The 21,007-nt window shown below is 50.5% G+C and carries 23 protein-coding genes; 16 read left to right on the plus strand and 7 right to left on the minus strand.

All coding sequences use genetic code 11. From position 1 onward, the window contains the following. Positions 1–13: 13 nt before the first annotated feature. The 6 genes from BBD42_RS17550 (at position 14) to BBD42_RS17575 (ending at position 6,253) form a co-directional block, all read left to right on the plus strand. Positions 14–1,210, plus strand: coding sequence for an ornithine--oxo-acid transaminase (locus tag BBD42_RS17550; RefSeq protein WP_099519211.1), 1,197 nt, complete (start codon positions 14–16; stop codon positions 1,208–1,210). 51 nt (positions 1,211–1,261) lie between these two features. Further along, positions 1,262–2,812: an L-glutamate gamma-semialdehyde dehydrogenase gene (pruA, locus tag BBD42_RS17555; RefSeq protein ID WP_099519212.1), complete on the plus strand. Its 1,551-nt coding sequence runs from the start codon at positions 1,262–1,264 to the stop codon at positions 2,810–2,812. Between the two features lie 50 nt (positions 2,813–2,862). Beyond that, a complete protein-coding gene (gene rocF / locus BBD42_RS17560) occupies positions 2,863–3,780 on the plus strand; it encodes an arginase (protein ID WP_056043112.1) in 918 nt (305 codons plus the stop codon). A gap of 451 nt (positions 3,781–4,231) precedes the next feature. After that, positions 4,232–4,930: an MOSC domain-containing protein gene (locus BBD42_RS17565; RefSeq protein WP_237163135.1), complete on the plus strand. Its 699-nt coding sequence runs from the start codon at positions 4,232–4,234 to the stop codon at positions 4,928–4,930. A 399-nt stretch (positions 4,931–5,329) separates the two neighbouring features. Continuing rightward, on the plus strand, positions 5,330–5,926 hold the full coding sequence (locus BBD42_RS17570; RefSeq protein WP_099519213.1) for an MSMEG_1061 family FMN-dependent PPOX-type flavoprotein: 597 nt from the start codon (positions 5,330–5,332) through the stop codon (positions 5,924–5,926). A gap of 27 nt (positions 5,927–5,953) precedes the next feature. Beyond that, on the plus strand, positions 5,954–6,253 hold the full coding sequence (locus BBD42_RS17575; RefSeq protein ID WP_099519214.1) for a MazG-like family protein: 300 nt from the start codon (positions 5,954–5,956) through the stop codon (positions 6,251–6,253). A 16-nt stretch (positions 6,254–6,269) separates the two neighbouring features. Here the strand turns inward: BBD42_RS17575 and BBD42_RS17580 are convergent, their stop codons facing one another. The 5 genes from BBD42_RS17580 to mnmL form a co-directional block, all read right to left on the minus strand. Beyond that, the gene (locus tag BBD42_RS17580) at positions 6,270–6,692 is read right to left on the minus strand and encodes a DUF1801 domain-containing protein (protein WP_099519215.1); all 423 of its coding nucleotides are present in this window, start codon (positions 6,690–6,692) and stop codon (positions 6,270–6,272) included. A gap of 23 nt (positions 6,693–6,715) precedes the next feature. Next, a complete protein-coding gene (locus BBD42_RS17585; RefSeq protein WP_150131567.1) occupies positions 6,716–7,642 on the minus strand; it encodes a hypothetical protein in 927 nt (308 codons plus the stop codon). A gap of 236 nt (positions 7,643–7,878) precedes the next feature. After that, positions 7,879–8,850 (minus strand): type I phosphomannose isomerase catalytic subunit, encoded by a 972-nt coding sequence (locus tag BBD42_RS17590; RefSeq protein WP_099519217.1) that lies wholly within the window; start codon positions 8,848–8,850, stop codon positions 7,879–7,881. A 37-nt stretch (positions 8,851–8,887) separates the two neighbouring features. Next, positions 8,888–9,478 carry a tRNA 5-(aminomethyl)-2-thiouridylate-methyltransferase MnmM gene (gene mnmM, locus BBD42_RS17595; RefSeq protein ID WP_099519218.1) on the minus strand — a complete coding sequence of 197 codons (591 nt, stop codon included), beginning with the start codon at positions 9,476–9,478 and terminating at the stop codon, positions 8,888–8,890. 1 nt (position 9,479) lies between these two features. Continuing rightward, positions 9,480–10,457: a tRNA modification radical SAM protein MnmL/YtqA gene (mnmL, locus tag BBD42_RS17600; RefSeq protein WP_099519219.1), complete on the minus strand. Its 978-nt coding sequence runs from the start codon at positions 10,455–10,457 to the stop codon at positions 9,480–9,482. 413 nt (positions 10,458–10,870) lie between these two features. Here mnmL and BBD42_RS17605 point away from each other — a divergent pair, with 413 nt between their 5' ends. Both BBD42_RS17605 and trmB read left to right on the plus strand, forming a co-directional pair. Beyond that, positions 10,871–11,077 carry a hypothetical protein gene (locus BBD42_RS17605; protein ID WP_056043134.1) on the plus strand — a complete coding sequence of 69 codons (207 nt, stop codon included), beginning with the start codon at positions 10,871–10,873 and terminating at the stop codon, positions 11,075–11,077. A 168-nt stretch (positions 11,078–11,245) separates the two neighbouring features. Next, positions 11,246–11,998, plus strand: a complete 753-nt coding sequence (trmB, locus tag BBD42_RS17610; RefSeq protein ID WP_056043137.1) for a tRNA (guanosine(46)-N7)-methyltransferase TrmB — start codon at positions 11,246–11,248, stop codon at positions 11,996–11,998. A gap of 65 nt (positions 11,999–12,063) precedes the next feature. On the opposite strand, the gene BBD42_RS17615 is transcribed toward trmB, so the two are convergent. Further along, positions 12,064–12,624: a phosphatase PAP2 family protein gene (locus BBD42_RS17615; RefSeq protein ID WP_099519220.1), complete on the minus strand. Its 561-nt coding sequence runs from the start codon at positions 12,622–12,624 to the stop codon at positions 12,064–12,066. Positions 12,625–12,815: 191 nt separating this feature from the next. On the opposite strand from BBD42_RS17615, the gene BBD42_RS17620 reads away from it, so the two are divergent. The 6 genes from BBD42_RS17620 to BBD42_RS17650 all read left to right on the plus strand — a co-directional run bounded on the left by BBD42_RS17620 (position 12,816) and on the right by BBD42_RS17650 (position 17,668). Further along, positions 12,816–13,997, plus strand: a complete 1,182-nt coding sequence (locus BBD42_RS17620) for a glycosyltransferase family 4 protein (protein WP_099519221.1) — start codon at positions 12,816–12,818, stop codon at positions 13,995–13,997. Between the two features lie 339 nt (positions 13,998–14,336). Next, complete coding sequence (locus BBD42_RS17625) at positions 14,337–15,575, plus strand: glycosyltransferase family 2 protein (RefSeq protein WP_099519222.1); 1,239 nt, start codon at positions 14,337–14,339, stop codon at positions 15,573–15,575. A 315-nt stretch (positions 15,576–15,890) separates the two neighbouring features. Continuing rightward, positions 15,891–16,472 (plus strand): translation initiation factor IF-3, encoded by a 582-nt coding sequence (gene infC / locus BBD42_RS17630; RefSeq protein WP_081419163.1) that lies wholly within the window; start codon positions 15,891–15,893, stop codon positions 16,470–16,472. A gap of 20 nt (positions 16,473–16,492) precedes the next feature. After that, positions 16,493–16,693: a 50S ribosomal protein L35 gene (gene rpmI, locus BBD42_RS17635; RefSeq protein ID WP_046232963.1), complete on the plus strand. Its 201-nt coding sequence runs from the start codon at positions 16,493–16,495 to the stop codon at positions 16,691–16,693. A gap of 50 nt (positions 16,694–16,743) precedes the next feature. After that, on the plus strand, positions 16,744–17,103 hold the full coding sequence (gene rplT, locus BBD42_RS17640) for a 50S ribosomal protein L20 (RefSeq protein WP_046232964.1): 360 nt from the start codon (positions 16,744–16,746) through the stop codon (positions 17,101–17,103). Positions 17,104–17,296: 193 nt separating this feature from the next. After that, a complete protein-coding gene (locus BBD42_RS17650) occupies positions 17,297–17,668 on the plus strand; it encodes a hypothetical protein (protein ID WP_099519224.1) in 372 nt (123 codons plus the stop codon). A gap of 33 nt (positions 17,669–17,701) precedes the next feature. On the opposite strand, the gene BBD42_RS17655 is transcribed toward BBD42_RS17650, so the two are convergent. Beyond that, positions 17,702–18,148, minus strand: a complete 447-nt coding sequence (locus tag BBD42_RS17655) for a GNAT family N-acetyltransferase (protein WP_172455536.1) — start codon at positions 18,146–18,148, stop codon at positions 17,702–17,704. A 508-nt stretch (positions 18,149–18,656) separates the two neighbouring features. Here BBD42_RS17655 and ilvB point away from each other — a divergent pair. Continuing rightward, positions 18,657–20,402, plus strand: a complete 1,746-nt coding sequence (gene ilvB / locus BBD42_RS17660) for a biosynthetic-type acetolactate synthase large subunit (protein WP_056043153.1) — start codon at positions 18,657–18,659, stop codon at positions 20,400–20,402. Next, positions 20,399–20,884, plus strand: coding sequence for an acetolactate synthase small subunit (ilvN, locus tag BBD42_RS17665; protein WP_099519226.1), 486 nt, complete (start codon positions 20,399–20,401; stop codon positions 20,882–20,884). The genes ilvB and ilvN overlap by 4 nt, the downstream gene beginning before the upstream one ends. Positions 20,885–21,007 lie beyond the last annotated feature (123 nt).

Raw genomic sequence — 21,007 nt, forward strand, 5'->3', positions numbered from 1 at the left:
AAGAGGGATGGTCATGAAGGAGCAGGCTAATACGATTGAGCAGACCGAGCGGCTTGGCGCGCATAACTATCACCCGCTGCCGATTGTAATCGCCAAGGCGGAGGGCGTGTGGGTCGAGGACCCGGCTGGAAAGCGTTACATGGATATGCTCAGCGGGTATTCGGCGCTCAATCAAGGGCATCGGCATCCGCGAATTATAGAAGCTTTGAAGAAGCAAGCGGATTTGGTCACGCTGACGTCGCGAGCGTTTTATAATGAGCCGTTTGGGGAATTGCTTGCGCTGCTGACAGATTTAACGGGCAAAAATATGCTGCTGCCGATGAATACCGGAGTGGAAGCGGTGGAGACGGCGGTAAAGGCGGCCCGCAGATATGGCTACCGGGTAAAAGGCATTCCAGCGGGCCAAGCGGACATTATTGTATGTGCCGGCAATTTTCACGGTCGAACGCTGACCGTTACGTCTTTTTCCTCCGAGCCTTCTTATCGGGAAGACTTTGGGCCGTTTACACCGGGCTTCACCATTATTCCTTATGGGGATATTGCGGCGCTGGAAGCGGCCATTACCCCGAATACGGCTGCGTTTCTCGTCGAGCCGATTCAAGGGGAAGCAGGAATCGTGATCCCGCCGGAAGGTTATTTGCGCCAGGCTGCCGCTTTGTGCAAGCAGCATCAGGTGCTGCTGATGGCCGATGAGATTCAGACGGGCTTTGGCCGTACGGGCAAGCGCTTCGCCTGTGATTGGGAAGCGGTCACGCCGGATGTTTACATTATGGGCAAAGCGCTTGGCGGCGGCGTGCTGCCGGTGTCAGCGGTAGCGGCGGACAGCAGCATTTTGGGCGTGTTTGAGCCTGGCTCGCATGGCTCGACGTTTGGCGGAAATCCGCTGGCGAGTGCCGTAGCTGTCGCATCGCTGCGTGTAACGGAGGATGAGCGCCTCGCGGAAAGATCGCTGACACTGGGCGAGCGGCTGCTCGCCAAGCTGCGGGAAATCAAGCATCACGACATTGTGGAGGTGCGCGGCAGGGGGCTTTTTATTGCGATCGAGCTGAAAGGGGCGGCGCGGCCCTACTGTGAGAAGCTGAAGGAAGCCGGCCTGCTATGCAAGGAAACGCATGAAAAGGTAATCCGGCTAGCGCCGCCGCTGATTATTTCCGAAGACGAGCTGGCATGGGCGGCTCAGCGTATAGCGGATGTTTTTCAAGCGATGTGACCCGACTTATCCAATTCATCTATTTTAAGAGGAGAAGGGTGGAGCTTTCCTATGATTACTTATGTACCGGAGCCATTTACCGATTTCACGATCGAGGCGAACAGCGAGGCGCTTGCCGCAGCCATTAGCCAAGTGCAGCAGCAGCTGGGCCAGGTTTATCCGCTTATTATCGGCGGCAGCAGGGTCATGACAGAGGAAACGCAAAGCTCGATCAATCCTTCCAGCACGAGCGAGGTCGTGGGGCGGGTATCGAAGGCTAATGCAGAGCAAGCCGACCAGGCGATCGCAAGCGCCTCTGAGACGTTTAAGTCGTGGTCCAAGGTGCCTGTGGCGCATCGGGCGAGATTGCTGTTTAAGGCAGCAGCGATTTTGCGCCGCCGCAAGCATGAGTTTAATGCGTGGCTCATGATTGAGGCGGGCAAGACGCGCGGGGAAGCAGATGCTGATACGGCGGAAGCGATTGATTTTCTCGAATATTATGCCCGGCAAATGCTGGAGATGAGTGAAACGGCAGCGAAAAAGCTGATCGTTCGGCGCGGCGAAGATAACGATCTGCAATATATTCCGCTTGGCGTCGGTGTCGTCATTCCGCCGTGGAACTTTCCGCTGGCGATTATGGCGGGCATGACGACGGCGGCGGTAGTGGCGGGGAACACGGTAGTGCTGAAGCCGGCAAGCACGACGCCTGTTATCGCGTACAAGTTCGTCGAGGTGCTGGAGCAGGCGGGCATGCCGGCTGGCGTCGTCCAGTTTTTGCCGGGGAGCGGCGCGGAAATTGGCGATTTGCTCGTGACGCATCCGCTGACGCGATTCATTTCCTTCACGGGTTCGCGGGAGGTCGGACTGCGAATATTCGAGCTGTCTGCGAAAACCTCGCCAGGCCAAATTTGGCTTAAACGGTTTGTCGGCGAACTGGGCGGCAAAGATGCTATCGTTGTTGATAGCGAAGCGGATCTGGAGGCAGCAGCGCAGGCGATTGTTGCTTCGGCATTCAGCTTTTCCGGGCAAAAATGCTCCGCCTGCTCCCGGGCCATCGTCCACGAGGCTGTCTATGACGCGGTATTAAAACGCTGCACCGAGCTGACGGAGGCGCTGACCGTCGGCAATACGGTGGACTTCAATAACTATACAGGGCCGGTTATTGATTCGAATGCTTACCGCAAAATTTTCGAATATATCGAAACGGGCAGCAAGGAAGGGCGGCTTGTGACCGGAGGGGAGAAGGCGGAAGGCGATGGCTATTACATCCAGCCTACAATTATTGCTGATCTCAAGCCGGATGCTGTACTGATGCAGGAGGAGGTTTTTGGCCCGGTGCTCGGCTTCTGCAAAGCTTCATCTTATGAAGAGGCGCTTGAGATTGCCAACAACACGGAATATGGACTCACCGGTGCGGTTTTTTCGACGAACCGCGTTAAGCTGGAGCTGGCGCGCGAGCAGTTCCATGTCGGCAATCTTTATTTTAATCGAAAATGTACAGGAGCCATCGTCGGTGTCCATCCTTTCGGAGGCTTTAATATGTCGGGAACGGATTCCAAAGCCGGGGGGCCGGATTATTTGCTGCAATTTACACAGCTTAAGCTGATTTCGGAGCAGCTGTAAATAGCTGAAGCAGTTGCGAATCAAGCCCAGCAGGTAAAGGAGGATGGCTTATGCTGCCGATTAGCCAAACGGATATTTCAATTATCGGTGTCCCGATTGATCTGGGGGCAGACCGTCGCGGCGTCGATATGGGGCCAAGTGCGATTCGCTGCGCGGGTATTGAACAGAAGCTGGAACAGCTCGGCTATATGGTGCATGATTTGGGCGATGTAGCTGTGCGCCGCCCTGCATCGCGTCCTGAGCCAGGCGAGAAGCTGAAATATGTAGATGAGCTCGTTAGGGTCAATAGCAAGCTGGCGGACAAAACGGCCGAGGAGCTGGGGAAAGGGCGGTTCCCGCTTATTTTGGGCGGCGACCACAGCATAGCCATTGGCACGATAAAAGGGGTGCAGCGCCATATTCCGCGCCTTGGCGTGTTATGGTTCGATGCGCATTGTGATGCCAACACAGCGGATACTACGCCGTCGGGCAATATTCACGGCATGTCGCTGGCGGTTAGTCTCGGCTATGGCAGCCGTCGCCTGCTTGGAGTAGGAGGCGGCGGTGGAAAACGCGAGCCGATCCGCCCAGAGGATGTCGTCATTATCGGGGCCCGCTCGATTGATCCGGGCGAGAAGGCTTTGCTCCGCAAGCTTGGCGTCCGCGTCTATACGATGCATGATATTGATCGGCGAGGCATGGATCAGGTGATGGAGGAAGCGCTTGAGCGGCTTGCGGCAGCAGATGGCGTCCATTTGAGCTTCGATTTGGACGGTCTTGACCCGAACGATGCCCCGGGAGTCGGTACGCCCATTATCGGCGGAGTCAGCTATCGGGAAAGCCATCTTGCGATGGAAATGCTAGCCGAATCGAAGCGGCTTGTATCCGCGGAGTTTGTTGAGGTGAATCCTGTACTCGATTACCGCAACAAAACAGCTCATACAGCAGTTGAGCTGATCGGATCTGTTTTCGGAGAGCAAATTATGTAGCTCGGCAGCAAGTCCAGCATAAACAGCAGGAACACAAGGAGGCTGCTTCCGTGTCCAGTAGCCATCTGGCAGCGGAAGCAGCCTTTTTGTGATGAATATCGTTATGCTTATAGACATTAAGTGTAGGGTCATACAATCATCTAGGCGCATCCGAGGTGTTTGATAGAGTGCAATTAATGAGTTGAACGCCTCTTCCGCAGTGCTTGCTGCTGCGTCTCCCGAGCTGGTGGAGCTAAGCACCGTCGGCCATTCCGTTAACGGAATAAGCTGATTGGAGCTTCGGCACTTGCGTATTTTTGCTGGAAATTATGTGCTGAACCGTCCATAATAGAAGGACTGGATTATGCATTTTATATGATAAAGCGATAGATATTGATGGCTGCAGGTGGAATAAAGGCTGGCTGGATGGTCGAATGGGCGGCGTCTGATCAGCAGATAGGAGGGACGCGTAGTGGTAGCGGGTTCAATTAAATCGATTAATATTGGGATGCCTCAGCAGGTACCCTATTTGAAGAAAGAGGTTTTAACGGGCATTCATAAGCATCCTGTCCAGGATGCTGTTAAGCTTACTGCCGTCTGCTTTGAGGGAGACGGCCAAGCGGATTTGGTCCATCATGGCGGGGAGGATAAGGCGGTGTGCGTGTATCCTTTTGAGCATTATGCCTATTGGGAGACGCAGGGCTTGCCGATGAACTTCGGCGCCTTTGGCGAAAATCTTACGACGCAGGGCATCGTTGAGGAGGATATCCATATTGGCGATACGTTCCAGCTTGGGACGGCGATTGTGCAGGTAAGCCAGCCTCGCCAGCCCTGCTTCAAGCTGTCCGTCAAATACGGCTTGCCCGAGCTTCCGCTTCAGGTACAGCAGACCGGCTATACCGGGTATTATTTTCGAGTGCTCAAGGAAGGTGTCGTTTCGCCTTCGGACTCTTTCATGTGCATAAGCAAGCATCCGGCAGCGTTGTCGATTTCTTACGCGAATCAAATTATGCATGTGGAGAAAACGAATCAGGAGGGCATGGAGCGGCTGCTTGCCGCGCCAGAGCTGTCCAGCAGCTGGAGAGCGACGTTCACCAAACGTCTGGCCGGGATGGAGACGGATACAACGGAGCGGCTATCGGGCCAAGCGGCGAATAAGCAAGCCGATTAAGTTGAACGATTGACTTTGAAGGACAGAGGTTCCGCTATACTGGCTTTTGAGAAGAATGGAGGCTGTACGCGGACGGGAAAGCCGTTATGTTCTGTATAATTCTGCAAAATAACGTTTGGCAGCCCATTAGCGTCTCCTCAGTCCGCTTCGTCTGCCATAATCCCTAATTTGTGTGAAGTAGCGGCGGCTGTGTCCACCAAGTCTATGCCTGCGATGCTGTTTTTCAGCAAGTAGATTTCTATTCATGTTTGCTGCTAAATTCAATCCGAATCAGCGTCGAGCATGCTTGTGTCTGGCCTGCATGCCCTAGCGTGATGGCGATAGTGGACACGCGGCCCCATCTCTTTCTTTAGTTCAACTTATATAGCAAAGCAATCCAAAACGAGGAGGTAGACCTGCATGACCCATTTATTGTGGCAGGAAGATAAAGTGACGACCGCGGAAGAGCTGAGAAGCATGATGACCGAGCCTTCTGAAGCTGTCGTGAAAAAAACGATTTCCATTATCGATTCGCATGCCGCCAATTATTTGTCGATGTCGCCGCTCTTTTTTCTAGCGACCTCGAATGCGGCTGGCGTAGGCGATGTTTCCCCGCGCGGGGATGAGGCCGGCTTTGTTAAGGTGCTTAATGAGAAGCAAATCGCATTCCCGGATCGTCCGGGCAATAGAAGAATTGACTCCTTGCTGAATGTGATTGAGAATCCGCAAATCGGCATGATTTTTATTATTCCGGGACTTGATGAAGTGATGCGGGTGAATGGGCGTGCGAGCATTACGCGTAATGCTGCGTTTATCAGCAGCATGGGGTGGAATGGCAAGACGAGCGGCCTTGCCGTTGTCGTTGAAGTCGAAGAATGTTTCATTCACTGCCCGCGGGCGTTCAAGCAGGCCGGATTATGGGGGCATGAGCAGTGGCCTTCCAAGGAGCAGCTGCCCTCCGTTCAAGATTTGTTCAAAGCCCATCTTGAAATTAATGGCTTCCCGCTTAAAAAATAATTTTAGACAACGAAGGCAGGTACAGTTATGCAATTATCTGAAATGCAAAAGCAGGTGAAGGAATTCAGCCTCGCTCATGGGTTTGACGAATCAACGATCGAGCAAAGGGCGCTTTATTTAGTTACGGAGGTAGGGGAGACGGTTAAAGAGCTGCTGCATCTTTCCTACCACCCCGACCATGAGAAGAAGGAAGAAATCAAAGACCGTTTGGGCCTGGAAATGTATGATATCGTATGGAATATTTGCGACCTTGCCAATAAGCTGGATATAGATTTGGAGCAGGCTTTTTCGAAGAAGATCGAAATCAACAAAACTCGCACCTGGTAATGGCGATTCGCTATTTCTAACAATTCGGATATGTTTGTTTAAGAAATTGGATGGACTGGCGGATTAACGCTTTTAAGACGTTCGTATCTATGTCGGCCACTTTATTGATGTAGACGCATGCCTTGCCCGCTGTATGTTTTCCGAGCTGCAGCAGCAGCACCTCTCGCTGCGTGTCGCCTGTCGCAAAATACAGGCTGATCTTGGCTTTTCTTGGGGAAAAGCCAACTAGAGGTGCATCTCCAGCATGCCCTGATTCATATTTGTAGTGATACGACCCGAAGCCGATAATGCTCGGCCCCCACATTTTTGCGGGAAGCCCCGTAGTATCGGTGAAGAGGTCAAGCAGCTTATATGCGTCTTCCCGTTTTTTAATATTTTCGATTTCTTCAATAAATGCGATGACGCTGTTATCGGTTTCCTTCGTTTTCAGCTCGTACATGTCAAACGCCCCCGATCGCTCATTTAGTGGTTGTAAATTCGTCTATAGGAGTCGCGGAATGTAGTTCCGTCCCCTTCAATCACGCGAATCAAGCAGTCGCCAAATTCCTCCTCATACTGAAAATGCAAATTAGCTCCCGTATTTAAAAAGGCAATGATCATATCATGGTCCTTGCAAATTTCGATGATCTGCAGGTCATTTTGCTGGGCATAAAGCGTAAAGCTCTCCCAAAAATGAATCTCATATTCCTTTATTATTTCCTCTTTGCTGCTGCGTAAGCTGCGGTTGATAAATTTAAGATTTTCCCCGATCAATGCCAAATGGTCATCATAAAAAATTTCCAAAAGCCAGTTTTTAAACTCAAAGCCTAAAATGGTGCCGGTTATGGCGCTGTGGCTTTCCTTGCTGCTGCATTTCATCAATAAATCATGGAAGCCGCTGTTTTTATGGGCGGGAAGGTTGAAAAAACCTTTGTGCTTCAAATAATCTTTGATCGAAAAATCGATACTCTCCATCTCCATATAAGAGGAGGGCGAGAGCGTAGAATTAATCATTCGTTTGTTCCCAAACCGGCTTGTAATTTCGCTTATGAGGAAATCATCATGGGCTTTGGAATAATGAAAAATGAGGCGCAAGCCGTTGTCGAGTATGGCTTTTCTGCTGTTTTTGGTTAGTGTGCATGTGCGGATAGCTAAACGATGCTGGGCCGCATAACGTTCAAAATCATGCCAAAAATGAAAGTCGCCTAGCTTTGCTATTTTATGAGCGTCCTTGATTCGGGCCAGCCTCTTAAAGTCGATAAGCGAGCCATAATATTGGTCATGAACATAGATTAGGGACAAGTCGAAGTGGCGAAATTCAAAATTCAATACCGTACATGGCTCGTTTCTTGCGCTTGCTTGGCAGGCAATTAGCAGCTCGCGAAAGGTTAATTGTCCGTTTTCGGGCATTTCGATAAATCCGCCATGTTTTATAAAGGCATTCAGATCAGCGTACTTATAATTATTTTCTCCTAAGCGAATAGGTAACACCTCTCTTATGTGTAAAGCGAGTCTCCCTATAAATTATACATGATCATGGAATGTGAACGCATGCTCCGATATGCCCTATACAAACAAAACAGGGACGCGATTTGCTCGCATCCCTGTTGTCTATTCCGTTATATCCTTGCCCCCTGAAAAAATCCTTACGCAGGCACAACGCTGCGAATGACGGTCAGGCTGCCGTCCAGCTCGTAGCCGCCAAGGCTTGCTGGAAGCAAGTAAGCTTGGCCCGCAGAGAGAGCGAGCTCGCCATCTGCCCATTTCAGCTTGCCGCTGCCTTCGGCAACGATCAGGATGACGAAGCTTGTTGCAGGCGTTTCATAAGCTGCTGCGGAACGGATGATTCCTTTTTCCACAATAAAATAAGGAGATGAGGCAATGGTCAGCCACTGGCCATCAGCAACGCCTTCGGTAGTCATGCGGCTTGCGCCAGCGCCGTCATAAGCAATGACGTTCAGCGAGTCCTCGATATGCAGATCGCGCAGCTCGCCATCAAGACCAAGACGGTCATAATCATACAGGCGGTAAGTCGTATCGGAGTTTTGCTGAATTTCGGCCACGACTACGCCAGCGCACAACGCATGGACGGTTCCTGCCGGTATGTAAAAGGCATCGCCTGCTTGTACGGGAACCTCCTGCAGCGTATCCATAATGCGTCCTTCAGCAATTGCAGCTTCCATAGCGCCGCGGTCTACGCCGTCCTTCAAGCCGTAAATAATCGTTGCGCCTGGCTTGGCATCAAGGATATACCACATTTCGGTTTTGCCAAGCTCACCTTCAGGCAATCCTTCGTACGTGTCGGTCGGGTGAACCTGAATCGACAGGTCGTCATTGCAATCGAGCAGCTTAATGAGCAGCGGGAAGCGGCCATTTTTCTCGGAAAAGCCTTTCGTGCCGAACCACTCGCGGCCATAAGCTTCGCGAATTTCGTCGAGGCCTTTGCCAGCAAGCTCGCCATTAATAACCTTCGTCGTGCCGTTCGGATGGTCGCCGATCATCCAGCCTTCGCCAATCGATCCTTCCGGCAGCGTAAGGCCAAACTGCTCAAGCGCACGGCCTCCCCAAATACGTTCCTTCATCTCTGGTTGAAATTGCAGTGGATATGGTTTAGTCATTACAGTATCTCTCCCTAAGTTAAGTAGTTTAAGCTTTTCATTTGCCTTTTTTCTCTACGCCAAGCAAATACGGTGCAGCTTTCTTATGAAGCTGGCGGTACAGCATCGTGGAGGCAGCCTCATCGGGCAGTGCTTCAACCCAATGCTGCACGGCAGCCGCTTCCTCCGCGCCGCCCGGATGACCGGGATAGACGACGCATGTAATGATGCCGCCCGGACGAAGCAGGGCAAGCGCTGCTTCCAGCGCGGCAATTGTAGTCGATGGCTGCGTAATAAGCGACTCATCGCCACCAGGCAAAAAGCCGAGATTAAACATCACTCCAGCAATATTGCCATGCAGCGCGGTTGGCAGGCCATCCGCCATATGCTCGTGGCTTTGGAGCAAAAGCTGCGTCTCCGCGAGCTTCTCCTTGCCGCTTGCGCGTATTGCATCCAGCCGCTCCCGCGTCCGGTCGAGCGCCGCCTGCTGGATGTCGAAGGCGAATACGCTGCCGCGTTCGCCGACGAGACGGGCGAGGGCTAGCGTGTCAACGCCGCCGCCTGACGTGGCATCGATGACGGTATCACCGGGCTGTGCCCGTTCGGCCATCCAGCGATGCGCCATGCTGAGAACCGATAAAAATCCCATGCTAGCCGTTCACCCACAGCTTTCCTTGCCAAGTGCCACGCTTACGCAGCTCATCATCAATCGCATTGAGCACTTCCCATTTCTTGAGGCTCCACATTGGGCCGATGAGCAGGTCGCGCGGCGCGTCGCCAGTGAGGCGGTGGACGATCATCTCTGGCGGCAAAAACTCCAGCGTGTCGCCAATGAGCTTGACGTATTCGTCCTTCTCCAGAAAGCGCAGCAGTCCAGCCTCATATTGGCGAACCATGGGCGTCTTGCGCATGAGATGGAGCAGATGGATTTTGATGCCCTGCACATCCATGGCGGCAACGGCGCGCCCGGTGTCCAGCATCATTTCATGCGTTTCCTGCGGCAGTCCATAAATAATATGGGCGCAGACGCGGATGCCGTGCGCCCGCAAGCGTTTTACCGCGTCAACATAGCAGGCGGTATCATGCGCCCGGTTAATCAGCTCCGAGGTCGATTCATGCACCGTCTGAAGTCCCATTTCGATCCAGAGGTAGGTGCGCTCATTGAGCTCCGCCAAATAATCGACGACATCGTCCGGCAGACAGTCGGGGCGGGTTGCAATCGACAGGCCGACAACGCCGGGCTGCTGTAAAATCACTTCGTAATATTCGCGAAGCTCCTCTACGGGTGCGTAAGTGTTCGTATAGGCCTGAAAGTAGCCGATATACTGGGCATCGGGCCATTTTTGATGCTGGCGGTCGCGAATGTTGTTGAACTGGGTAATGAGATCATCCCGCCGGCTTCCGGCAAAGTCGCCTGATCCGCGCGCGCTGCAGAAGGTGCAGCCGCCCTTGGCAATGGATCCATCGCGGTTCGGGCAAGTAAATCCGGCATCTAGCATGACCTTGAACACTTTGCCCCCGAATTGCTCGCGCATCTCGTAGTTCCATGTATGAAATCTTTTATCGCCCCACAGCTGGGGTTCATTGGCTGATTCTAATGCTGTTGCTGTTGCTTTTAATGAATTCATTCCGTTCTCCTTCTCTTATAAAAAGGGTGGTGAAAAAATCGGTGCGGAGTGAAAGGTTTGAATCATAGAAGCATATACTTAAGCTTTCCGCAGGAATGCCGCTTCATAAGCCAACCTTTCACACAGCCCAGATTCGTTTTGACCGCCATTTATTCGCTCCTTCTATTTTAACGAAAAAACAGGCGGAAAGCCACGCCCGATTATAGGCTGAATGTAAACGTTTCCACTATGCGGAAAACTGGAAATTATTTTTGAGAAAACAGAAAATAGGCTTGCTATACCTTACATGATCTGTTATATTAAAAGTGTGAAATGGAAACAAAAAAACCTAACATAGCTAATTCGTAGCGATTGTCATACAATGTCGTTTGTCTGGAAATAATGAGTTATATTAAACGATGAGGTGATGTCTAATGAGCCAGCAAACTAGAATTCCACATGGCGATGAGAAAGTAACGGTAGAATTGACAGTTAAAGAGCTGATGGCGCTGAGCGGTGTCAGATTCCACAATAATCATCATGTTGAAGTATCTGCTCGCAAGAAGTTGAATGAAGCGCTGGAAGAAACCTATGAAATCGATAAATCCAGTGCTCCGATTGATTATCGCTTGCTGATCTGAGCTGCTCTATAATTAGTAGAAGAACCGCGGGGGCGGCCACCCTGCGGTTCTTTTTTTGGCTATCTGCTTTACAAGAAGGGCGATCTTAGGCACAATAAGGACTAGCTTATATGCGGGAGTTGCCCACAATTCGGGCACGCTCGCAATTAAATGGAGGATTCAAATACAATGCGATTAAGAGGAAGAAAAGGAATTCGTGAAAGCCTGGAGGCACAGCCAGAGCTTGTTGTTCTGGATGCTGCCCCGCTTAAAGGGAAATGGCGCGATTTTTTCGGCAATGATAACCCGATTTATGTAGAGCTTGGCATGGGCAAGGGCCGTTTCATCAGCCATATGAGCGCGCGCAATCCGCATATTAATTTTATTGGCGTAGATATGTATGATGAGCTGATTCGCCGTGCAGGCGAGAAGGCACATGCGATTTGGGCAGAGCAGGGAGTTAGCCATCCGCCTAATTTGGCGCTGCTGCGCGCGAATATCGAGCAAATTGAGACGATGTTTGAGCCGGGCGAGCTTGAGCGCATTCATCTGAATTTCAGCGATCCTTGGCCAAAAGCGAAGCATGCCCGCCGCAGGCTGACGCATCCGCGTTTTCTGGCGAAGTATGGTCAATTGCTGAACGAGCGCGGAGAAATTCATTTTAAGACCGATTCGATGTCGTTGTTTGAGTTCTCATTGAACAGCTTTACGGAGATGGAGCTTCAGCTTCGGAACATTTCCCTGCATTTGCATAAGGATGAGCCGCGCGAGGAGCTTGTATTTACTGAGTATGAGATGAAATTTATGGACAAGGGCCAGCCGATTTACCGTCTGGAAGCTGTAATCGGTTCAGCAGCGCTGGCGAAATTCCGCGAAAACAAGCTGGCGAATGCCCAGCGTGAAGCGGAGCAAAGCGATCAGGACGAAGAAACAGAAGACTAGCCTTTCAAACCAATAATCAACGATCCCCGCAGTAAAATAACGGGCAAAAGCCAAATACAGCTAGGTTACATGGTAGTAACCCAGCTGTATTGTACGGCGAATGCCGTGACCGTGCCTATAAGTGCGCCGACAATAACGTCGGAAGGATAATGCAGCCCCAAGTACATCCTCGACCAGCCTACCGAAACGCCTATAACCGCAGCAATGGGGACGGTAATAACCAGCAGGACGCCGCTCGTAAGCACAATTGGGATAAGCCAGGCGAATATCGCTGTCGTATGTCCAGATGGGAACGACGAATCGACAAGCGGCTTGCGACTGGTGGTCAACCCCTCAAGCGCTTGATACGGGCGCAGCCTCTTGAACCAGCGTTTGACCACAAAAACGGGGAAATGGCTAATGACGACGGTTATGAAGCATTGCCAGCCTGTTGCGTTCCATGGTGATGGAGCGATCAAAGCAAATAGCAGAGAACTGGTCAGGGTAAACGTCGCACCACCCATATGTGTAATGACGCTGAGCCATTTTCCAAGCCAGCGGTGCAGGCGCTTATGTCCACGCCGGCTGTTCGCCCAGACAATGAGCTGCTGCTCGCGCACTCTCAGCCATCCTAACAATTGTTTCATTCAAATCCTCCTGTATAAGTGTGGCGGTTTTCCACTCTAAAGATAGTACCATGTTTTGAGCCCCTGTACGCATACAATTTGTAAAAATCCAGATTAATGTTGCGTTCATACTGTGTTGATTACCCGATAACATACCTTCCTTACAATAATAGCCGATAGCATTCAAGAGTAAAGGCGAAGGAGGCGTATGAATGAGACTCGCGCTTTTTACCGATACCTATGAGCCGGAACGTAATGGCGTTGCCCGATCGCTTGGCCGCTGGAAAGCCTATTTGCAGCGCAGGGGGGTGGAGTGCCTGGTGCTGGCGCCGGAGCGCTCGATATTTGACTCCAAGGCTGCTATGCAGGCAAGCTCTGTAGAACGTTTTGCCAGCCTTCCGTTTTTTCTATACCCCGAGTGCCGTCTGGCGCTGCCGAATCCGCTGCATCTCCGCCATGCCCTGCATGAATTTAATCCTACCCTCATCCATGTAGCTACCCCATTCAACCTTGGCTTATGTGGCATTCATTATGCCCGCAGGCATCAAATTCCGCTGATCGCATCGTATCACACCAATTTTGATCAATATTTGCCGTTTTATAATTTGCAATGGATGGTAAAGATGTTAAGTAGGTATATGGAATGGTTTCATCACGACTGTAAAAAGATTTTTGTACCTTCCACATCTACACTGCAGGATTTGACTAGGAAAGGATGGGGTGCAGAGCGGCTTTCGGTGTGGAGCCGGGGTATAGACACGAGCTTGTTTCATCCCGGGGTTAACCGGGAGCAATTGCTGGCGCAGCATGGCATACAACATGAAAGTTTTGTCGTTTTTTATGCAGGAAGGCTTGCTCCAGAGAAAGATGTCGAAACCGCAATTGAGGCTTTCTCCTTATTCCAAAAACAAACAAATGCACAGGTTAAGCTGGTGCTGGCTGGTGACGGTCCTTCGTCAGAGGCGCTGCAGCAGCAATGCGCAAGAAGCGGCGTAGCTGCAACCTTCCTTGGCTTTCAAACGTCAGAGGAGCTGCAGAGGTGGTACGCCGCTGCTGATCTTTTCCTGTTTCCGTCAGCGACGGAAACGTTCGGCAATGTTGTGCTTGAGGCAATGGCATGCGGCACACCTGTCCTTTGTGCGAACAAGGGCGGCGTGCTTGATTCCGTCTCCCACGGACTAAACGGATTGTTATGCGAGGCGGGAAGCCCGGCAAGCTTTGCCGCTGCGCTTGCGCTTCTGCACGAGGATGAGGAACGCAGAAGAAGTTTGGGCATTAGCGCAAGATTGTTCAGTCTTCGCAAGTCTTGGGATGCGATTTTTGATGGGCTTCTCGCGGAATGCGAGCGGCAATCCGCACAGGGGCGTTCACCAGTCAGTCACATTATGAGATAAATTTAACGGAAACATTTTCGCGATTTTTATCGTAAGTAAGGACAGAAGTGCTAAAAATTCAGCAAATGGATGAAAATAAGGGTGACGCGCCGCAAAAGGAGGTAATGCAGTCATTGGTTAACCATGGTAGCGCTTTTCCGGCTGGAAAACGCTCAATTGAGCTTTTGACAAAAGGAAGCAATGTGTGGAGAATCAAGTAAGGTCAGGGACGCTTTCAGAAAAGCGCCCGTATACAAGAGAGATATAAAATAACCGCCTGAACGATGAACGCATGCTTGGTCGGCTGCGCCATTCAATTTGGCAAATCAAAAAAAGGGGTCTCAAGGGGGCAGTACCTAAATGTTCAATTCGATTATGTTTGTTGTGCAAATTTTATTTGCAGTGCTTGGCCTGTATCAATTGTTTCTGACGTTTTTTGGATGGCATCGCAAAAAAGAGGATTTGTCGCATAAGCCGCAAAAGTCTTTCGCTTTGCTAATCGCCGCTCATAACGAAGAGCAAGTAGTCGGAGCTTTAATCGAGAATTTGCAAAAGATGAAATACCCTCGCGAGCTGTACGATATTTTCGTCATCTGCGATAACTGTACCGACGGAACAGTCGATGTTGTAAAAAGCTATGACGGCGTATATGCCTGCGTTAGAGAAAATCCGAACCAACGCGGTAAAGGCTTTGCGGTGGAATGGATGCTTAAAGAGCTGTGGCAAATGCCGCGCAGCTATGATGGCGTTGCGATTTTCGATGCTGACAATCTCGTGGCAACGGACTTCCTGCAATATATGAACAATGACCTGTGCAATGGCTTCCAGGTTGTACAAGGTTATCTGGATACGAAAAACCCGAACGACTCTTGGGTCAGCTCGGCTAATGCAATCAACTATTGGTTCTGTAACCGTCTATGGCAGCTGCCGCGTACGAACCTGGGGCTTGCGAACTTCCTCGGCGGTACGGGCATGGTGTTCGATTCCAAGCTGCTGCAGGAAATGGGCTGGGGAGCTACGAGCCTTGTCGAGGATTTGGAGTTTACCGTTCGCTGCATTAAGCGGGGCATTTACCCGAAATTCAACTTTGAAGCGAAAGTATTCGACGAAAAGCCGATTACGTTTCAGGCTTCTGCCCGCCAGCGCTTGCGCTGGATGCAAGGCCATTTTGATGTAACGCGCAAGCATATGCTGCCGTTGCTGTGGCAGGGCATCAAGGATCGCAGCTGGACGAAGATCGACGCTGCGCTGTATGTCTTTAATGCTTACAATTATCTTGCGGGCTTCTGTATAGCCGCTATCGTTTGGGGCGACATCTTCCTGTCGGGAGGAGTGCGGGTAACATCCGTGTACAATATGCTGCCGATTTGGGTGTCTATCCCTTATATGCTTTACATTTTCATTCAAATTCCGTTGTCTATGCATTTGGCTAAAGTCAACTGGAAGCTGTACCTGCGCATTCCGACGTTTTTGCTTTTCACCTTGTCATGGTGGCCAATTACGGTTCATGCCTTCTTTACACAAAACAACAAGAAGTGGAGCCATACGCAGCATACTCGCGTTATCCGCTTGGAGGAAGTACAGAGCAAGCAGCTTTAATGATGAATTTGTGAATAAGCTGCCGCGACGCCGACGGATCATTGTTTCAGCATTAGCTGATCTTGAACAATGATCTCGTCTGCTGCGCGCGGTTACCCACATTTTGATTTTAAAAGTGTTGACACTGAACTTTCGGTTGTGATATAGTAAGTCGGTAGTGTTTAGGAAACAATTTATGAAATACTGTAACGCACAAGCAGAAGCACCCGCTTCTCACCTTTCGGCTCGCGCTGACCGGTTTGCGATAATCGACTAAGCTTATCTTTTGTGTCTCCTTGTGGGATGTAGGGAATAGCAGCAAACAACGGTTATGGGATGCGGGTTCAATTGAGCCTGTATCCCTTTTATTATGCAAGTATACTCTTTTGGAGGTGGCACGTTATTAGCAGAGAACATCAAATCAATGATGAAATCCGGGCCAGAGAAGTACGTTTAGTTGGTGCGGAAGGCGAGCAAATCGGTATTAAACCTATTCGTGATGCCTTGCAAATGGCCATAGACTTAAACCTGGATCTGGTGAACGTAGCGCCGACGGCTAAACCGCCGGTATGCCGGATTATGGATTACGGAAAATTCCGCTATGAGCAGCAAAAGAAAGAAAAAGAAGCCCGGAAAAACCAAAAGATCGTTGATCTTAAGGAAGTTTGGTTCCGTGCAAACATTGATGAGCACGATTATCAAACGAAATACCGCAATGTTGTAAAGTTTTTGGGTGAAGGCGATAAAGTTAAAGCTTCTGTCCGGTTCCGCGGTCGTGAAATTGCGCACGCGTCGCTTGGTCAAAAGATTTTGGATCGTCTCGCTCAAGAGGTTGCCGAAATATGCAGCGTAGAACGCGCTCCTAAGCTGGAAGGCCGGAGCATGATTATGATTTTGGCACCAAAAAGCAACACTTAATTTAAGGGAGGATAATTGACATGCCTAAAATGAAAACACACAGCAGTCTGAAAGACCGTTTCAAAATTACGGGTACTGGTAAAGTAAAGCGTTATAAAGCTTACAAAAACCACTTGCTTTCCCACAAATCCGGACGCCAGAAGCGCGTTCTTGCTGGTCAACCACTGATGGCTGCTGGCGACGTTAAACGCCTGCAACAAGGTCTTAACAATCTTAAATAAGCACATTTCGCAATAAATACTAATTAGAAACTTTCAGGAGGTCAACACTCATGGCAAGAGTTAAAGGCGGATTTGTCCGCACTCGTCGTCGCAAAAGAATTTTGAAACTGGCAAAAGGTTATTTCGGTTCAAAGCATCGCCTGTTTAAAACAGCGAAGGAGCAAGTAGGCAAGTCCTTAATGTATGCTTACCGCGACCGTCGCAACAAAAAACGTGACATCCGCAGACTGTGGATCGTTCGTATCAATGCAGCAGCTCGTATCAACGGATTGTCGTACAGCAAATTCATGTACGGTTTGAAACTTGCTGGCGTTGAAGTAAACCGCAAAATCCTTGCTGACCTGGCTGTTAACGATATTGCTTCGTTCAACTCCCTTGCTGGCGTGGCTAAACAAAAAATCAACGCTTAGTAACTAAAGGCGTTATAGATGAGGCTGTCCCTTAGGGGACAGCCTCATTATGATTTCTACGGCTTTTTCATTGCTGGTTCCGGCTGGAGAAGTGTACATTTTAGCGTCCAATTCCGGCAGCAGAGGACAAACAAACAGGCGGCTACCTCTTTCCTGAATAAACTAAAGCACAACGGGAAAGGAGGGATTTTGCATGGGTAACATTACCAAAGAGCAGGCGCGTAAGCTCGCGGGCAAATCCATCTATGCAGTGCGCAAGGACGGCTCTGTCGTCACGGGCAAGCTCGTTCGCATCCAAGGCAACAAGCTGACGCTTGCACCAATTGGCAAGGACAAGGGCAAGTCGGTCAAAACAAAAGCGCTGCTGCCCCTAGTTTTGTTTGATTTGCTGGCAATCGGTACGCTTCCATTCTTCGGAGCTGGCTTCGGCGGCGGCTACGGTGGTGGCTATGGAGGCGGCTACGGTGGAGGATATGGCGGCGGTTACGGAGGCGGCTATGGTGGCGGTTACGGCGGAGGCCAATGCTGTCAGAACCAAGGCTACAACTACGGCGGCTATTACTAAGTATTTAGCGGCATAGGGCTGCTGATCCCAGCCTCAACTAAGCCCTTTAATCATTTCGTAGCAGCGAAGCTCGGGATAATATCGAATTGCTTGATATCCGAGCTTCGTATAAAAATGGCGGGCCTTGTCGTTGATTTCATCGACGAACAGGCGGCCCATCGTACAGGAAGCTGCCAAGCCATAGGCTTCGGCTGCTGCCATGAGTTTTGTGCCGCAATGGCGGTTGCGATGCTCGGGGTGTACGGCAAGCATGGAGAACATCAAAATGTCGTGGGCTTTTTCAAAATGAATAAAGCCATAGGGTGTGGCTTTTTTTCCTGCTGCCGCAACATAAGTTACGCCGCGGCGAAGGCGCAGGGGCAGCTCGCGTATGACTGTGGCATCATGTTGATGAGTCGTCCATGAGAGCGGCATAAGCTCTGACTTGATGAGCCTGATAATTTCTTCATCGTCGGTACGGGCGTTGCGTTCTCGTATCATTAGGATCATTCCTGACTGCATGAGTTTGCCGAATGCTGGCTATTCTAATATATGAAGCGGGGCTTTGCTGCGCGCCCTATTTTTGCTAAAATGCTATTGCGGTTTCTTCTTGACTAACGAATGATGTCAGCTTATAATAAAGAAAGTCTTATTCTAACATATGTCATCAGCAATGATGAGGACGAAGTGTTAAGGGCTCTTTTGTTCAGAGAGCGGATGGATCAGCTGCAACCATCGCCAAAACCCCTTTTCTACGAGCTCACCTCGGAGCTGTTTTCCTGAAAAGCACGTCAAGTGGTTATTAGGGAAAATCGCAGGGCACGCGTTACAGTGCTAAAGGTATGGACGGTCAGTGCGCACACGTTCTTACCTGTGGAGGTTATACATCGCAAGATGTGTAACGAATTTGGGTGGTACCACGGAAGTTAAACCTTTCGTCCCTCGATGCTTCTTCTAGAAGCAGGAGGAGCGAAAGGTTTTTTTGTTGTTTTCGAGAGGAGGATGACCGATGGTCACGCAAAATGCAACACTGAAGTCAAAAGAAGAATTAATGGAGAAGCTGAGGCAGCCAGAAGTAATTACGGGTTCCGAAATTTTGCTTCGCAGCTTGGTGCTGGAAGGCGTCGATTGCGTATTCGGGTATCCGGGTGGCGCAGTGTTGTACATTTACGATGCGATGCACGGTTTCTCTGATTTCAACCACGTGCTTACCCGCCATGAGCAAGGCGCAATTCACGCAGCCGATGGTTATGCTCGCGCAAGCGGCAAAGTAGGGGTTTGTATTGCAACCTCCGGCCCTGGTGCGACAAACTTGGTAACGGGTATTGCTACCGCTTTTATGGATTCGGTTCCGTTGGTTGTCATTACCGGTAATGTCATCTCTAGCTTGATTGGAACCGATGCGTTCCAGGAAGCTGATATTACAGGCATTACAATGCCAATTACAAAGCACAGCTATCTGGTACGGGATGTCAATGATTTGGCCCGTACGATTCACGAAGCTTTCCATATTGCTAATACAGGACGCAAGGGACCTGTTCTAATTGATATACCGAAAGACATTTCCGCTAACAAGACGCTGTTCAAGCCGGTAACGGAAGTCAGCATTCGCGGATATAACCCAACTGTATCGCCGAACAAGCTGCAGGTGGACAAAATGATTAAAGCGATCACGGAAGCGGAGCGTCCGCTAATTCTTGCAGGCGGCGGCGTTATTTACTCCGGCGCGCATGAAGAACTGCATGAATTCGTGAAGAAAACCGATATTCCGATTACGACAACACTGCTCGGTCTTGGGGCATTCCCAAGCGGAGATGACTTGTTCCTCGGCATGCCGGGTATGCACGGCACGTATACAGCGAACAAATCGATTCAGAAGGCAGATTTGCTGATCAATATCGGCGCGCGTTTTGATGACCGAGTAACGGGCAAGCTGTCTGGGTTTGCACCGCATGCGAAGATCATTCATATCGATATCGATCCTGCCGAAATCGGCAAAAACGTGCCTACGGACATTCCGATTGTAGGCGATGTGAAGACGGTGCTGCAAATTGCGAATTTGCAAGCCAAGCGTGCAGATAAAGCAGATGCATGGCGTGCGGAGCTGCTGGCTTCGAAAGCGCAATATCCGTTCAGATACAAGGATTCGGAAGATGAGCTGAAGCCGCAATGGGTCGTGGAAATGCTGCATGAGACGACGAATGGCGATGCTATTGTAACGACGGACGTTGGCCAGCATCAAATGTGGGCAGCGCAGTTTTACAAGTTCAACAAGCCGCGCTCGTGGGTAACCTCTGGCGGACTTGGAACGATGGGCTTTGGTTTCCCATCGGCAATCGGCGCTCAAATGGCGAACCCTGACCGCCTTGTTATTTCAATCAACGGCGATGGCGGCATGCAGATGTGTGCGCAGGAGCTGGCGATTTGTGCAATCAACAACATTCCGGTCAAGGTTGTTATTTTGAACAATCAGGTACTGGGAATGGTGCGCCAGTGGCAGGAGCTGATTTACGATAATCGCTACAGCCACATTGACCTTTCGGGCAGCCCGGACTTTGTGAAGCTGGCGGAAGCATATGGAGTGAAAGGCTTCCGCGCGACGAACAAGGAAGAAGCAAAAGCAGTATGGGAAGAGGCAATGAATCACCCTGGTCCTGCAGTTGTGGAGTTTGTCGTTCGCAAAGAAGAAAATGTATACCCGATGGTCGCACAAGGTAGCACGATCGACGAAATGATCATGGGGGATGCGGAATGAAGAAACATACAATCGCAGTAATCGTTAACGACCAGCCTGGCGTTTTGCAGCGTGTGTCCGGTTTGTTCGGCCGCCGCGGCTTCAATATTGAGAGCATCACAGTGGGGACGAGCGAAGAGGTTGGCCTGTCCCGCATGGTCATCGTCACAACAGGCGATGAGCAGACGCTTGAGCAGATTACGAAGCAGCTTTATAAGCTTATTGATGTAATCAAAGTCATTCATCTTAGCTCGAACCCGATTGTTGCCCGCGAGCTGGCGCTTATTAAAGTAAGCGCCGAGCCAGCGGTGCGTCCGGAAATTTTCGGCGTAGTCGAAACATTCCGCGCAGCAGTTGTGGACATTGGCACTCATTCCGTTATGGTACAAGTTGTTGGCGATACCGAGAAAATCGACGCAATGGTTGAATTGCTGGCGCCCTACGGTATTCGCGAGCTGTCCCGTACCGGGGTAACGGCGCTGAACCGCGGCAACAGCCGCTAACGTTCGATCGCAAGCTTTTTTTTGAATTCTAAGAAAGTATAAGTTTCATCCTTATATCCGCTTAGAATTCTAGGGCAAAGCTCTTCGCTCGTCCCAAGAGGACGACGAAATCGTTTTTGCTTG

The organism is Paenibacillus sp. BIHB 4019 (assembly GCF_002741035.1).
Classification (GTDB): Bacteria; Bacillota; Bacilli; order Paenibacillales; family Paenibacillaceae; genus Pristimantibacillus.